The organism is Pseudomonas sp. JE3303, from assembly GCF_056312565.1.
In genome coordinates, this window is the sequence record NZ_JBWGIF010000018.1 from 25599 (window position 1) to 40936 (window position 15338).

The 15338-nt window shown below is 51.3% G+C and carries 10 protein-coding genes and 2 pseudogenes; 4 read left to right on the top strand and 8 right to left on the bottom strand.

From position 1 onward, the window contains the following. Positions 1-551 precede the first annotated feature (551 nt). Positions 552-1613, bottom strand: a complete 1062-nt coding sequence (locus AC0ZZU_RS22505; RefSeq protein WP_476343481.1) for a hypothetical protein — start codon at positions 1611-1613, stop codon at positions 552-554. Between the two features lie 226 nt (positions 1614-1839). On the opposite strand from AC0ZZU_RS22505, the pseudogene AC0ZZU_RS22510 reads away from it, so the two are divergent. Both AC0ZZU_RS22510 and AC0ZZU_RS22515 read left to right on the top strand, forming a co-directional pair. Then, positions 1840-2101 (top strand): annotated as a pseudogene (locus AC0ZZU_RS22510) (transposase); the annotation flags it as partial. A 612-nt stretch (positions 2102-2713) separates the two neighbouring features. Further along, on the top strand, positions 2714-2995 hold the full coding sequence (locus AC0ZZU_RS22515; RefSeq protein WP_476343482.1) for a hypothetical protein: 282 nt from the start codon (positions 2714-2716) through the stop codon (positions 2993-2995). Positions 2996-3587: 592 nt separating this feature from the next. On the opposite strand, the pseudogene AC0ZZU_RS22520 reads toward AC0ZZU_RS22515, so the two are convergent. The 3 genes and pseudogenes from AC0ZZU_RS22520 to pyrF form a co-directional block, all read right to left on the bottom strand. After that, a pseudogene (locus AC0ZZU_RS22520) lies at positions 3588-4615 on the bottom strand (IS110 family RNA-guided transposase). Positions 4616-4771: 156 nt separating this feature from the next. Next, on the bottom strand, positions 4772-5878 hold the full coding sequence (locus tag AC0ZZU_RS22525; RefSeq protein WP_476343483.1) for an acyltransferase family protein: 1107 nt from the start codon (positions 5876-5878) through the stop codon (positions 4772-4774). Positions 5879-6437: 559 nt separating this feature from the next. Next, entirely contained in the window at positions 6438-7139 is a 702-nt protein-coding gene (gene pyrF / locus AC0ZZU_RS22530) for an orotidine-5'-phosphate decarboxylase (RefSeq protein WP_476343484.1), read from the bottom strand. A gap of 179 nt (positions 7140-7318) precedes the next feature. On the opposite strand from pyrF, the gene AC0ZZU_RS22535 reads away from it, so the two are divergent. Next, the gene (locus tag AC0ZZU_RS22535; RefSeq protein WP_476343485.1) at positions 7319-7486 is read left to right on the top strand and encodes a DUF2897 family protein; all 168 of its coding nucleotides are present in this window, start codon (positions 7319-7321) and stop codon (positions 7484-7486) included. 137 nt (positions 7487-7623) lie between these two features. On the opposite strand, the gene AC0ZZU_RS22540 is transcribed toward AC0ZZU_RS22535, so the two are convergent. From AC0ZZU_RS22540 to AC0ZZU_RS22550, 3 genes are read right to left on the bottom strand one after another with little or no spacing between them, the layout of a single operon-like run. After that, positions 7624-9009: a TolC family protein gene (locus AC0ZZU_RS22540; protein ID WP_476343486.1), complete on the bottom strand. Its 1386-nt coding sequence runs from the start codon at positions 9007-9009 to the stop codon at positions 7624-7626. Between the two features lie 2 nt (positions 9010-9011). Next, complete coding sequence (locus AC0ZZU_RS22545; RefSeq protein WP_476343487.1) at positions 9012-10334, bottom strand: HlyD family type I secretion periplasmic adaptor subunit; 1323 nt, start codon at positions 10332-10334, stop codon at positions 9012-9014. Positions 10335-10347: 13 nt separating this feature from the next. Beyond that, entirely contained in the window at positions 10348-12075 is a 1728-nt protein-coding gene (locus AC0ZZU_RS22550; protein ID WP_476343509.1) for a type I secretion system permease/ATPase, read from the bottom strand. Positions 12076-13266: 1191 nt separating this feature from the next. On the opposite strand from AC0ZZU_RS22550, the gene AC0ZZU_RS22555 reads away from it, so the two are divergent. Continuing rightward, a complete protein-coding gene (locus AC0ZZU_RS22555) occupies positions 13267-15036 on the top strand; it encodes a calcium-binding protein (protein WP_476343488.1) in 1770 nt (589 codons plus the stop codon). A 53-nt stretch (positions 15037-15089) separates the two neighbouring features. Here the strand turns inward: AC0ZZU_RS22555 and AC0ZZU_RS22560 are convergent, their stop codons facing one another. Then, entirely contained in the window at positions 15090-15266 is a 177-nt protein-coding gene (locus tag AC0ZZU_RS22560; RefSeq protein ID WP_476343489.1) for a hypothetical protein, read from the bottom strand. Positions 15267-15338: the final 72 nt, after the last annotated feature.

Below are 15338 nucleotides of genomic sequence, written 5' to 3' on the forward strand. Positions count from 1 at the left end.
AGCGAGCAAACCCGGCGCACACGAGGTGCCCCACGTACAGCCGCCATAAAAGCGTGCACATGCGATTAGCTGCTCAGCGTCGGTCTGTCAAAACCGGTCGTTGAACTCAACGACTCGTCGAGACTAGGACGGTAGGATCAACATCGCAAGGGCAAAAAGGCTGTAGAAGTATCTTTGGGAAAAGGACTACAAGCAATCGGGAAAATCTGAAGTTAAACATGAAGATTACACCAAACCCATAGATGTAGGAACAAGCCGACACGTCGTGAAGGCGTCCAGAGCAAATCGACCGACTCATCACACTCGGCACACTCGAATCTAACCTTCAACGCCCTAAGCGACCAGGTACGTAGCTCTCATCGCTCGAACCCCTGGCAGCATTACCATGATGCGGTTTTCGCTAAACGAGACAGGTGCCTCCGAAATATACGACAGCCTTCGCCGTCTTGAAGATGCAATCACACTCGAAACCACGGGTGTGATTCATCGTCGAGCCTGATGGCCAGAGCCAGATCAGGGAACCTAAAGTCAGCGCCTACGCCGTGTTATAACTATAATTGCTCCTGTCTAGCGATCATACGAAGTACCTCAGATGGATCATAGTCGTGATTCGATGATGCCCTCACTACAAAGTCAACACTTAAGCGCTCTTGATCAAGATCGCGCCTAAATAAATTCGCAGACTTTCCACTGAAACAGCACGGATCGTTATCATTATAAACAAGATGAAGAGACGTGCGCGACCTGGCAACTTCAGAGACAATACCTGACACGCTATGCTTTTTGTAAAAACTTGAAGTTATCTGCTCAGAGTCACCGAAGTTGCTCTTCATAAATCTGTACCGCAAGGGCATTACCCCAGCAACCAGTACGCAATTATCCAATACATCTCTCAAAAGATTGCATGCATATAGACCGGTCGTAGCGCCCCCCGACAAACCTAAAAAATTTATACTACTATAATTATCTTTAAGCGCCATAACATTCAACACCGCACTATCAACAAAGAACCTCATATAGTGAGAAACTCCGGTGTCGAACATTTCAAAAACCCCATGCCAAGCAGCGAACGAGCCTGCAAGCTCTTTGAATTCGTAATCCGCTTCACCATCCCAAGTCTTCACTTTGATCAACTCAGCCTGTTTGTCGACGCCCAAGAAAGGCATACTGACTAACAGAACGTCGTCTCCTGCCTCTAAGACCCGAGAAACAAGCTCATAGGCAAATTTTTCGCGCTCTAACGGTAGGCCATCGTGCCCATGGTTGTATACCAATAGAGAAGGTTTTATCTGATCATAGCGCTTAGCACCTTTCAGCAAAACCGCATGCGTTATATAACCTGTAACCTCATAACTTATCGACGTGCATGACTGTTGATAACGGGTAAATTTTTGAATGAACTCTTCTCGCAGTGCAGCACAGCCTGCGGCAGCGACGTCATATGGCCCGAAAAATTCGAGATCGCTATATAGGTATTTCAAACTGCTACCGGCTGGCAAGTCCGCATATACCGACTCACGCGAGGAGGTTTTTGAGAATGGATCAATCTCCATTAAGCCAAACACAGTACAGGTCAGGACCAATAGGCCTACTAACCATTTTGAAAACGACATACCTCATCCCTTTTTTTAACAACATCACATCTTTGTGAAACCAAGATACCGTAAATCATCCCGCCCAACATCTCTGGACCGCAATTAATGAGTGGCCAAAGCGCTTACTCGGTCGGCGTCATGCCCGATCCTTAGGCTCTGTATGAAAACCTTTGTAACGTCGCTGGCGCCTCTGGAGGCCTGATTTCCCGTAGAGTTCTCGCTTTTTTAGGCGAAGGAGTCTGCCATGCTCAAGCGATACGAACTCTCCTACGCAGACTGGGAAGTAGTCGCCGATCTTATCACTGCTCATCGGGGCACGGCCCCCCAAGAGCGGATGACCGCCTGATGCCCCATGGCGTGCTGTGGGTACTTTCCTCCGGCGCACCGTGGCAAGGCATGCCTCAGCGCCTCGGCGTTGGTTCACGGCCTATCAGCACTTCCGCGATTGGCGAAACCAAGGGGCCTTCAACAAGATGCTTAAGGGTCTACATATGCTATCTAATGCTGGAGCAACCTGCGAACAGGTAGTTGCCTACGTAACTGCCCCCCCTGCGCTCGGCGGCACTCATCTTTCCCCGCATCAAAAAATGCTGTATCCAGTTCAAATTTTGTCGACATAGTTGGTGCGGAAGAGAAGCGAGGTGCGCTGACAAGACAGATTCTACGAATAAATGGGCTGTAGGAGCATCTTTGGGGAATGGACACAAGCAATCGGGAGAATCTGAAGTTATATATTTTTTACCCCGTAAAGATCTTTGCGGGACTCGATTAGGATCAGACCTACCATCGCGCATGTTCCAAGGGATGCAGCCTGACCTAAAATCGGTGGACTGGGAGGACGAGCATCGCCTGCACCATGAGCCAGTCGCGTCACAGGTCCATCATCACCATGCCACCTGCCCCGCTCACGCGCTCGGCGGACAATAGTCATGATTTCGACGCAAGGACCGCAAGTCATATCGACAGCCGGTGGACTGAACCGGCCTACTGCGTGAACTGCCCTACGCTCATGACATTCGAGCCATTTACTTGACGACTCATGCACGTAAGAGATATCAAGAGAGGCAACACCCACGACTACATTCAGAGCTCAAGCTGAAAATGCATGAAGGACAGGAATGAAACGAACTTTGCTCATCCTAACCATACTGGTCACTGTAGGATGCACTGCAACTGCTAAGCCCCTTGTGCAGCAGGGCAAGAAGGGACTGCACATCGACTGTTCTGGGCTCGCATCCTCATGGGAAAAGTGCGAAGCAAAAGCAGCCATTTTCTGCGGCGGCCAGGGTTACAAGGTTGTCGCCCAGGCTGACGGCAACGAGGCGGAACCCGGTGATTATCTATTCGGCATCAATCCGGGCGGGTATTCCAGCCGGAACATGATCGTTATTTGCAAGTGACAATGCTGATGGGCACTCCCTAGTGCCCCCTCATTATCTGCATCAATTGCTAAGGCCGACCCTAATCGCATCCGTGGTGGGGCATAATTCGGCCTGACACGGTAAATTTTACCTACAGGCTTGAAGAGCGATCATCAACGGTAGCCTTGACTAGCCCGCTAAGATCATAAGCCGGCCAGTTTATGGCCTAGGCCTCATCCAACACAAAAAGCAATGTCGGTCATCGCACTCACCTCACCGTTAAGGCTTGCTCCCGAGCAACTTGAGGAGGCAGTTCTTGCACTACCTATAACTATGGCTCCCTGTATGGGGCGCTTGGCGAAAGGCTTGAAAACAGTAAGCGCTCCATAAATCTGTGGTTACCCCCCGTTTTTTTGCGGTACTGATTAGTGAGTGAAGTGGTTGGCTTGCTTAAATGTATCCGGCATCTAGTTGGGACATGCCCCACGCCACGATGAGAATCCCGCCTGACGATCCTAAAAATCCTGCGGCTTCATGCAGCCGGTTTATGGATCAAGGCCGTTCACGTTATCCACTGTTCAGCTATCGCAAAACCTGGAAGGTACATCGTGGTACTGCAACAACGGCAGGGTCAGGCAGCCATGCCGTCTGACTCCGCTCCAAACTCGGTATTGAGCGCCGCTATCGCCCAGGCGATCCTCGCTAGCTTGTTGACCAAGGCGCAGGGCACCACGTTGGAGTGCGATTGCATCAGCGGTGAGCGCCCCCGATCGGCTAGAGTCCCTTTCTGGTGCTCCACACCGTTGCAGGTAGCCCATGGCGCACTGAATCAGTAGTCGCCTGAGGTTGATGTCCCCCGCGCTTCTAATACCAAGAAGGTTGGCCTTGCCGTCAGCGCTGTACTACCTGGGCACCAGGCCGACAGATGCGGCAAACTCACGACTGCATCGGTGCTGCTGGCCATCGCCCATCTCCACAGCCAGCAGGCTTGCGGTGATCGGCCCGATCCACTGCACACCCAGCAGACGACTGCCCAGATCATCGTCGGCCAGTTGGCCAGCCGACTCTATTATCCAGTTCCTTGATCTGCTCATCTAGGTGGACAAAGTGGTCGTGCAGGCGTTGCAGCAGCACCGTCAGCCGAACGGGTAACTCATGTTCGACCAGGAGACTGAACAGGCGTTTCATGATGGCTAGCCCTCTTGGAAGGCTGATCCCAAACTACAGCAGGAAGCCATGCATCAGATTGCCGGTTTTGGTGCGGTCGCGCACCTGTGATTCGCGCATACGGTGCAGCACTGAAAGCGTTTGCTGAGCCTATGTCTTGAGCGTAACAAAGCACATCGGCGGACATGTGGTGGCTTCGCAGATCGCCTCGTCATCCACAAAATCGCTCTTGTTGCTTATGACAAAAGGTCGAATGAACGGCGAGGAAATCAGCTTGGCTTGAAGCCTCATGATCACCAGTTGGCGCGCGACGAAATGCACGCCGGCACAGGCATCCATCGCCACGGCGCAGGCGGGAAGGTTGCCAAAGAGCCTCATCATCTGCTGACGAGAGAGCTTCTTGCCAAACAGCTATCGACCCGATTCATCTTGGCGGTGAAGGTGGAATGTATGCTTTCCGAGATCGATACCGACCAGTGCCAAATCGCTCATGATGATGGCCTCCGAAAATAAATGACCCTGCGAAAGCGCAGCCCTTGCAGGGTGTGAGTCTGACCCTCTCATTACTCCACCTACTTCGGGTAACAGAAGCTACTCACGTGGCTGGAGCAGCCGCATAGAACGACTCACCAACTGTAGCTTCCCCGCCTATTTTAATGGAACGAGCCTTTTATCTTTATGCCCCGCCGATAGCGGTGCTGTCTGTATCGTCACACCCGCACTCTCTCGATGGGAAATTTCGTGACGGTTGCCCTCAGATACCCTCCTGATGACCTTTCTCGCAGGTTCTTCGACCACATGATATAAGAACATGGAGAACACGAGCACTATTGGGACCTCATACTTCAGATCCAAAATCCCAAACATTTGGCGCTCTACAAACATAACCATGACATGACACATGTAGAGACTGAAGCTTATTTTTCCAAGATAAATTGATAGTGGATTCGAGTAAAACCAGATCGGGCCAGCGCGAAATAGACTAGCGATCATAATTATGACCATGAATGGAAACGTGATATCGAATATCCCGCGCAAGCTTGGTGCCCAGAGCATTGATAGAATTACCAAAGGCATAGCTATGCCTACGAGTCGCCACAGACCAGAGTTAGGCAAATCGCGGCAGGTTTGATAAGCGCAATATCCGGCTATAAAGTATACGATGCACTTAATCGTCCACACACCATTTGAAAGCATATTTGGTTGGAGGTATGGTGCGTAAAGGGATAAACCAATTAGGAGCAATGCAAAGGAGACACTCCCCCACTTCCTAGTCACATATGAAATCAACGGAAACATTAGATAAGCCGCCCACTCGCAGCTAATGGACCAGGACGGCTGATTAAACGTCAGGCTATCAGTTACGCCCCATGCGTGGATGAGTAAAAGATTTGCGTAGAAAGTCTGAGCGCTATCCACTGGCGACCATTCGTATAGCTTGTGCATTGGAAGAATAAATGCAGTCATAAACAACATGAAAACATGAACTGGGTATATCCGCGCCAGCCTCGCAATCCAAAATTTACAGATCTCTGCGAAATTAATATTTCCGCTAAAATCTTTACCATGAACATACGCTAAAATAAAACCGGACAGCATAAAAAAAATATCTACGCCCAGGCCACGAGTTTTAAAAATAAAAGAAAATGGCTCATAGGCGTCTGCAAGGGCGCCGTATCGAATGTGTAAAAGAAGGACGGACAAAGCCGCAAAACCTCGAAGTCCTGTGAGGTTTTTGATATGAGCAGTGCGCATGAGCACCCCGTTTTGAGACAGATGGGAACAAATTCATTGTCAGCATTGACCGCGCGCGATTACAGCACATTACCGACAAAAATGGTACTCATCTCGCTTTTACCCGCCAAGTGGCTATATCCGCCCATCATAAACCGGGATTATGGGCTTAGGATTTACAGAATGGGTGGCATAGGCTTGCCACAAACGACTACGGTAGAGATGCGGGGTGTCCAAGCTCTTGAACTCTGTACAGGCGTATGCAGCGCGCCGATCACACTACTGAGAGATAAGCTCAGTTGGACTGAGCATTAAAACCGATTAGACGACTTATCAGAGTCTTTAAAAATCAACAATATAACCACGCAAGAACGATGCAGATGCTCACAGCCTCATATAGGAGGTTGAACTTGATGCATCCGGTGACCAAGCAACCAAAGTATACTGATTATATTAATTCGCCGGTATTGGGCCTTCTGTTATCTTTATCTCAGAAGGGACCAATACCCAGACTTAGCTTCAGAATTTTGAACTCGTAAAACGCAAGAGGCTGCCGAATCGGCAGCGCCCTCCCCTGTTTTCAGTTCTGTATCTGAGCCACTACTGCTGCAAGAGCCTGACGTGGATCAAGCGCTTGACTTATCGGGCGCCCAATCACGAGATAATCTGAGCCCGCATTCAACGCTTGGCGCGGCGTCAGAATGCGACGTTGATCATCCTGCGCGCTTCCGGCAGGACGAATGCCTGGCGTCACCAGTTGTAAGGATGGATGTGCCGCTTTCAACGCGGGCGCCTCTAGTGCCGAGCACACTAGACCGTCCATGCCTGCCTTTTCAGCCAGAGCTGCTAACCGCAACACCTGCTCTTGCGGCTCGATATCTAAACCAATGCCAGCGAGATCTTCACGCTCCATGCTGGTCAAGACAGTTACGCCGATCAGAAGCGGCTGCGCGCCGCTGCGCTTGGCCAGCTCCTCTCGGCAAGCTGCCATCATGCGTAAGCCCCCGGAGCAATGCACGTTGACCATCCACACACCCATCTCGGCCGCAGCCTTCACCGCCATTGCGGTGGTGTTCGGGATATCGTGGAACTTGAGATCTAGGAAGACCTCAAAACCCTTCTCGCAAAGCGTCTCGACGATGCCCGAGGCGCTGCTGGTAAAGAGCTCCTTGCCTACCTTCACCCGACAAAGCGCAGGGTCTAGTTGGTCGGCCAGCTTAAGCGCGGCCTCTCGAGTGGGGAAATCTAGGGCAACGATGAGGGGCGTCTGGCAGGCGGACATGGCAGGGTCTCTTGGCAAGTCGAAAACGGCGCGCATTGTAAACGATGTGGCGCGCGCCGTGGGAGCCGCGAATCGCCCGGATTGGCCGCAAGGGGGCGCAACCCTATAATGGAACCAATGAATTCGAGCTCCGCTCGAAAGCACAGTAGCGACGCTTACAGTCGCTTAGGGAGAATACGATGCCCTGGTATGCCTGGTTGATACTGCTTGTGGCCCTCGGCTCCATCGTGGGCGGATTACTGCTGTTACGGGATACGGCGAAGGAGGTGCCGTTGACGGAGGATGAGAAGAAAAAAATACGCGAAAGGAATGTGGAAATGGACGCCAAAGAGGCGAAGGATCGTTGATCGCTGGTTGAAAGTGGCCGACCCGCTCTTGCGTGTCGGCCACTATTTTATTGGCACTTTACCATCAACGCCTATGGTAACGCCGTAGCATCGAATGCCCTATGCTTATATCGTTAACGATTTTAGCCGATCATCAATCATTTTGTTGGGCTGGCCGGTACAGTTTTATTTACATCGCCGCTCAACCAGAAATTAACGCTTTCGACACTTTCCTCCGACACCCTACCTGCCCAACGGTTAAGTATAAAGAGATTGGTAATGAAGTCATATTGCGTCTTGAGGAGGTCACGACGTGCCTCAAACTCATTCTCAACAGCAGTCAGTACATCTACGGCGTTGACTAAGCCGTACGTAAACGCCTTTTCTGCAGCGATTCGTGATTGTTCGGTAGAAGCTAGCGCATTGCGATTAGCGCGGATTTTCTCCACGCTTGAATAGGCGGTCAAGTATGCGTTCGTCGTCTCCTTAACGACTTGGCGACGGGTAGCGATTGATTGCTGTTCGGCTGTAATCTGATCCTGATGCAGTTGTCGAATCCGCGCAGAAGTCGAACCTCCGCTGTAAATAGGAATCTGGACTCCTAATCCGGCCACGTAACTATCGGTGCGAGGAGCCAAGGAGTTGTTGTAGCCTTCATTGGTCTGTTGCGCGCTCAGGTTCAGGTTGATAGTCGGGTAATGCCCGCCCTTCCCAGCGCGCAGAGCAGCCTCGGCGGCATCTTGAGCGCTTTCACCAGCCTTGATGGCTGGATTTTCAGTTAGAGCCAAATTTACCCAGTTTTCAAGGCTGTCGGTCGACACATTCAACTCCACATCATTGCGTACGCGACTCAGCTTCTCTTTGACCGGCCGCCCGACGATTTCCGACAGCGCAACTCGGCTCAAGCGGGATTGATTGTTAGCATCAACCTCCTGCGCCGCGAGCAAATCGACCCTCGATTTGAGATCAAGTAAATCAGTAATCACTGCCAACTGCTTGCTGTACAACGCACTGACCCTATCGAGGTTTTTCTGGGTAGCACGGCGCTCGGCTTGCACTAACACTAGCTCATCATCGGCAGCCAAAGCAGCGAAATAACGTTGTGCAAGATCAACAGTCGCCTCTGCCTGTGCTTCTTGAGACTCGAAACTCGCTTGCTTTGACAAGCTTCTATATTGCTGGTAGTTCTCCCAAGCAGCCTTGTTATACAATGGCTGGCTCAGTCCTACTGTATAACTGCGGCTATTATACGCTTCGTCGAGCTGAGTATTGATCTGTTTAATACGATTAAAGTTCGCATTCGCGGTCACTGAGGGGAGTAAGCTGCCAAATGCTTGCTTTTCCTGCTCGACACCGGATTGCGCTTTTGAATATGCCGCAATCACCCGAGGATCCTCGAGACGCGACTCGCGGTACAGCTGCATCAGATCGATTGAGTAGTCTCGCTTGCTCACACTGGTCGTGGAAGGCTGTACAATCACGGGTTCAGCGGCCTGAACAGACAAAGCCAATGAGCCCAGAACAAGATAGGCAAACAGACGCACGGTCACTCCTCGATCATTGATTGAGCGATAACATTACGCGCTGGCTGCATTAGATACTCCAGCATGGTTCGCTTACCCGTGTTGATCAGAACATCAGCTGGCATTCCTGATAAGAGCTTGCGCTTACCCAACTTATGCGCACCAGCATGAGTCACATTGATTCTAGCCAGATAATAGGGCGTGTTGTTTTTTTCATTGATGAGACGATCCGCAGAAATACTCGCCACGCGCCCTTCTATAACCGGAGTCGTGGCACTGTTGAAGGCACTGAAACGAATGTCTGCCAACTTACCGATAGCAATCCGATCGATGTCATTTGGCGAAACCTGCGCCTCGATGACTAAGTCGGAAACGGACGGCACGATATCCAACAACGGCGTCGCCCCACGCACAACGCCGCCAATGGTATGCACCGTCATTCCAATCACCATTCCGTCGTCCGGGGCTCGAATAACCACTCGGATCAGACGGTCTCCCAGCGCCGAGAGCTTTGCCTGCAGGTCGTAGGCTTTTGACTGTGTCTCTGCCAACTGCTTTGTGACTTCCGCACTGAAATCCTTGTCGATTTGCAGAATCTGCAATTGGGTTTCATTGATTTGCAACTTAGTTTTGGTGTTCGTCGAGTGATGATCAGCCATCTCTGACTTTAGTAAATCCAGCTTGCGCGCCTGTTCCAGCATACGCTGTTTATCAACAAAGCCCTGGCTCAGCAGTTCTTTTAATTCAGCGATTTCACCACTGTAGGATTCTTGCAAATTGCTCTTGGTTTCGATCATGGCGCTGGTGCCTTTGATCTGCTGGTTTAGCTGGCTAATACGCTCACGCAGGACCGCGATTTGCCCAAGGCGAGAACTCCGCCGTGCATTGAATACCTGAGTTTCTCCGTAGCGCGCTTCAGCGCTACGTTGACCCTGGAAATCAGTTGAGTCCGAGAATACTATAACCGGTAAACTATCCCGCTCGGCGAGCAATCGGGCCTCCATAGCCTTGGCGGAAATCAATTGGCTGCGAGTTATCTCGTATTCCGACCGCAACTGAGCGTCATCCAGCAAGATGATTGGGTCACCTTTGCTCACAACATCGCCATCACGGGCGAACAGCTCTTTCACGATGCCGCCTTCGAGGTGCTGAACCGTCTTGCGATACGTCTGTACGGTCACTACACCCGGCGCGTACGCAGCGCCGTCGAGTGGCGCAAACGCTGCCCAACCGCCGAAAAGGACAAACGTCACGAATACGATAAAAATACCTGCGCGACGTATAGCATGATCAGACACGGGTAGATCAGCGAATGCATCAGGCGAGGGATTGAGCATGCGAGTCATTGATAGCTTCCTGTCAATCGCCAGCTGAATTGACGTCTATACCGGCTTGGATACCAGATTTCCGTTGAGCGGCCATTTCCGCCAGAACCTGATCTCGCGTTCCGTACAAGCTAATCGTGCCAGCGTTCATCACCAGCAGACGATCGAGTTGCGCCAAAATCGAGGTGCGATGAGCGATGACAAAAACCGCCGCCCCCGTCGCTTTCAAGTGCCGCAACGCCAACGCCAACGCGCGCTCGCCAACTTCATCGAGGTTGGAATTTGGCTCATCCAGGACGATGAGCCTCGGACTGCCATAAAGGGCCCTTGCCAAGCCGATGCGCTGCCTTTGACCGCCTGACAGGTTGATGCCGCCATCCCCTATGACCGTATCGTAGCCATCAGGGAGCATCAAAATCATTTCGTGAACACTCGCAGCCTTCGCTGCTAATACTACCTGATGCGAATCAACAGCACCGAAACGCGCAATATTATCACTTATGCTACCTTCAAATAATTCAATGTCTTGAGGTAGATAACCCAGGTGCTGGCCTAACTCACGTTTATCCCAGTTAGTAATATCAGCACCATCCAGACGAACCACACCCTGCCGTGGTCTCCAAACGCCCATTAACGCCTTGGCAAGCGTTGACTTACCCGACGCGCTAGGACCGACGATACCGATTATAGTACCTGCCGGTGCGCTAAAACTTATGCCCTTGATAATCGAGGTGTTGGAACCCGGTGCACCTAGCGTAAGGTTCTCAACAGTCACATCTCCTAAGGGGATGGGCAGTCGCATTCGTTCTGGCTCACCATTCTGCTTGTCAAGAATGCTGTTGAGACGTGCATATTGCGAGCGGGCGGCGATGAACCCTTTCCAACTGCCAATCATTAAATCTAACGGTGCCAATGCACGACCCAATAGCACGGAACCTGCGATTACAAGTCCGGGACTGATCTCATGAGTAACCGCTAAATAGGCGCCCAACCCTAGAATCAGCGACTGCACTAGCAGACGAAAGCTTTTTGAGATTGAAGTAATAATACCACTGCGGTCGCTGGCGAGGGATTGCAACAACAACACACTCCTCTGCCGCCGACTCCAGCGCGATATAAAAGACTCAAGCATGCCCATAGACTCGATGACCTCGGCATTACGCAGATTCTTCGCGTTACTAAGCGTTGCACCGATGCTCTCTCTATTGGCCTCCGAGAGAAGCTTGCCCGTAGACCTCTCATTGATATATGCCAGCAATAACAAAATAATCGCACAGCCTATGGACGCCCAACCATACCAAGGATGGAACAGGAATAGAACCGAGATATAAATAGGCAACCATGGCGCATCAAAAAAAGCAAATAAGCCGTTACCTGCCATGAATTGGCGCAGCCCCGTTAGATCGGCCAGCGGCTGGGCCGAGGCGTCCATCCCCCCGCTTTCTAGAGCCCGTTTGAAACTGGCTTTATAGACGTTATGGCTCAAAAGCGCATCCAGTCGAGTGCTGACGCGTACCATGATCCGCGAGCGCACCCACTCAAGCAGCCCCATCGTTATAAGCAGCGCGGACATGATAAGTGTCAGCATGGCTAAAGTCGTCAGACTCCCGCCCGTGACCACTCGTCCATAAACCTGCAACATGTAGAATGTCGGGACCAACATCAGTGCATTAATGAAGAGGCTGAAAAAACCTACCGCCATGAAACTGCTCCGGCATGCCCTCAAGGCCACCTGCAGGTCGTTTTCGGATGTGCTGTGAATCATCTGGGAATTGCCAATGTGTGGTGTTGATGGAGCTGCACGAAGCGCGGGAGTGTACCACCCGAGGGCTGCCTGCCGAGTAAATTCACCCGTCCCAAGCCCGATAGGTCAGGAATTTCGTCGGATTTCGCCCGTCTTTGCATAAAAACCACTGCGCCAGGCTCGATGCTGCTGCTAGCGCCTCGTTGAAAGCAATATTTACATAAACGCCTAGGAGCCGAGTCAGCAGTGATTGTTGGCTTGACTCTTGGTTTACCCCTTCAGAAATATTATGGGATGCTGTTTAATACAGGCACCACCCTAGAGCCTGAGTGCGACAACCTGTCACTGGCGCAACGGTGCGATGAGCTAACATGGCATATCGATATCGCTTTACAGTGGCTCTTGCTTGCGCGCGCAAATATTTTGAAGTTTGAGACGGACCTAACGTCTTTCAAACCCGATGTAGGGATGAGTCATTCATCTTCGATAATCTCGAGTAACCATTGCTGCGTCCTGCAGGCATTCAGACCGCATAGTCGCCAAACCACCAGAAATTTTCCAACTTCGGTGAGCTGGCATAAATGGTGAACAGATAAGTCTCAAGGGTCTATGGCCAGCGTAATCAATGCTCAAAAATCAAAAGCGCCCGCAGGTTTATCCGCGAGCAGATCATCAGCCCACCGCAAGATCCACCCACCTACAGTCCGCAGATAGCTGCTTAGAGACCGCATGGATCAGGATAGGTCCATCGCATAGGACATGCATATTACGTAGCCTGTCGGAATTTTCGATCAAGAAAAAATCCTCTCAACGGTTAAACGACCGTCCGGAACAGTGGGCTCTCGGAAGCTTAGTTGCATACCGACCCACAAGCTTCACTGCAACCAGACGTTGCTGATAAGCCGGGATCGCCGGATGTCGGCGGGCCCACCCCGGGCTGCACCGGTGTCCACGGCAATGAACGGCAGATGCGTTCACGCACCCTAGTCGTCAGTGCTCAGTCGCAAGCTTTGCCGGCGGTCAAGCTCCTGTGATGCGCTTTTCATTGCTCAGTTCTTGTTAAAAAATTGAAACACGGTATGGCTAGCCAGTTTATTGCGCTCAGCATTTTGCCGCAATCGCCTAAAAGAGGTAATATACGGCAACAACAGCAGTATCGTCCTTGGATGGACTTTACATGGAACAGCCACTAACCTTGCGAAACTAACCGTGACTAATTATTTTGCTCTACTCGCAGATATTGTCCGAGAAGAATCGGCCGCAACCGGCTTGTTACTTCAAGACGTCGCCCGCGAATTGCTAGCGACCAATACCATACACTCTGATGGTGAGTGGTGGGCCGCTCATGCCAACGACCCGTATTATACAGCCGAGCAAATCTACAAGACAGTAATGGGTGACCCTACTGCCGAAGGCGTTGAGCTGCTATGCGGAAACATGGTCAACGTGTTCAGCGGCCTGTGCGCGGAGCTAGGCCTGCAGAAGCGCACTATTTGGACGTATTCAGACACTCAGGGTTTTTTTCAGGGCCATACATACATAGAGATCTTCAATACCACTACTAACAAGTGGGAAATACAAGACGCCGATTACAACGTTTACTATACCGATGTTCGTACAGGCGAACGCATCGGCGTCATTGATATGATGAATTCAAGTGATGTCGAATACTTCATTCCTCATAACTCAGAAGAAAGCGGGTGGGCCGAAACCGGGGCAGACGCACTGCGCCAGGCCAACCTTTATGCAGCGCAGATGATCACTTCGGAGCATAAGCTCTATGCAAGCACAGACAGCTTGAGCGATACCTTACTTGAAAGTATCGCCAATTCGCTAAATGGTGTATTTGAGTATACCGTGGTCAATTCTGCGGGAGACCCTAACGTCACCAGATTTACAGACAGCAACGCCATTACTAATAACGGAAGAGCCACTATAACCGGAACATCGGGAGCGGATTTTATTTCGTATGATGGTAGCACCAAGGTTCCGATTCTCGCCACGCTCATAGGCGGAGCGGGTAATGACACCCTCGCTCTGCGTCTTTCCGCCGGCCAGCTCTACGGTAATGAGGGCAATGATGTATTGATCGGAGGTCAGTATAGTGATCTCTTGGCGGGGGGAAAAGGTGATGATTACTTGTCCGGTGGAGGCGGGGCGGACGAATACGTCTTTTCTAAAGGGGATGGCTTTAACGACATCATCGATAGTTTTGGCGTAGGTGCTGATAAGCTTATTTTCCTTGGTGTCACCGGTACCGGCGGCACAGGGCGCACACAGCTTTCACAAAAAGAGTTTGATTATAGAATCGATCAGCAATTGACTTCGGATGGTGTCTATTTCCGCTATGACACTGATGGGGATAGCCGTTTTGATGGTGGGATGTTGATAGAAGGCCGTACGTCCTTGCTCACGTCCGCCGACACTGCTTTCGTGTTCAGCGCGGACCCGCTCAAAGGCTTCAATACGACGGCCATCGCTGGCAATTCTGGATCTGGATACTCGGAAAAGATCACTGGCAGCACCGTAGCAGACAAGATCACTTACATAGGCACTCTAGGAGCTGAACTCTCCGGCAGTGTTAGCGGAAAAAACAGCGGCAACGACATTATTCAGTCTCATTCTGATGCAAGCTGCTCACTTTATGGTCACGACGGCGATGATGTGCTAGCGGGTGGTGGCGGCAACGATTTCATCGTTGGCGGCTCGGGCAACGATCTTTTAACCGGCGGCAAAGGGCGGGACTTCTTCGTATTTACTGCGGGTAGTGGTACCGACACGATTCAGGACTTCACGCAAGGTGAAGACACTCTGTACATATATGGCTGGACAACTGCGGCTGCAGGGATTACTCAGACTCTACAAGCGGACGGACTGGTAGTGACGTTTGACACTGCCGGCGATGGCGCACACGGCGGCAATATCACACTTCTCGGCCAGACCACATTATTGAACAATGCGGACCTCTACTTTGGCTAAGCCCTAGACACTAGACAGAGTCACATGGGTGGTAGACGGACGCACCACCCGCTTCAAAACTTGGAGACATTGTCGATTATTAATCGCAAGGCTGCACACTTACGTGGAACAGCCTTGTGGCCAATTTGATTTTTTTCGGGGGCGTCCCTGCAGCCCGCGACCCCATTGGCCTTGCCCTTTGCCGTGAGGAACACATGGTTCAATGAAGCCCCCACGCGCTTGATGTTCATGAAGCGAAACAAATCCTGTTGTCACAAATGGGCGCCCCTTTGATCTCGCGACGAACCACGCTACAGACACAG

Bases quoted from the DNA above. Each gene is read 5' to 3' on its own strand.
- AC0ZZU_RS22535 (WP_476343485.1), top strand. From the start codon at position 7,319: ATGCCCTGGTATGCCTGGTTGATACTGCTTGTGGCCCTCGGCTCCATC.
- AC0ZZU_RS22515 (WP_476343482.1), top strand. From the start codon at position 2,714: ATGAAACGAACTTTGCTCATCCTAACCATACTGGTCACTGTAGGATGC.
- AC0ZZU_RS22505 (WP_476343481.1), bottom strand. From the start codon at position 1,613: ATGTCGTTTTCAAAATGGTTAGTAGGCCTATTGGTCCTGACCTGTACT.
- AC0ZZU_RS22545 (WP_476343487.1), bottom strand. From the start codon at position 10,334: ATGACTCGCATGCTCAATCCCTCGCCTGATGCATTCGCTGATCTACCC.
- AC0ZZU_RS22525 (WP_476343483.1), bottom strand. From the start codon at position 5,878: ATGCGCACTGCTCATATCAAAAACCTCACAGGACTTCGAGGTTTTGCG.
- AC0ZZU_RS22560 (WP_476343489.1), bottom strand. From the start codon at position 15,266: ATGAACATCAAGCGCGTGGGGGCTTCATTGAACCATGTGTTCCTCACG.
- pyrF (WP_476343484.1), bottom strand. From the start codon at position 7,139: ATGTCCGCCTGCCAGACGCCCCTCATCGTTGCCCTAGATTTCCCCACT.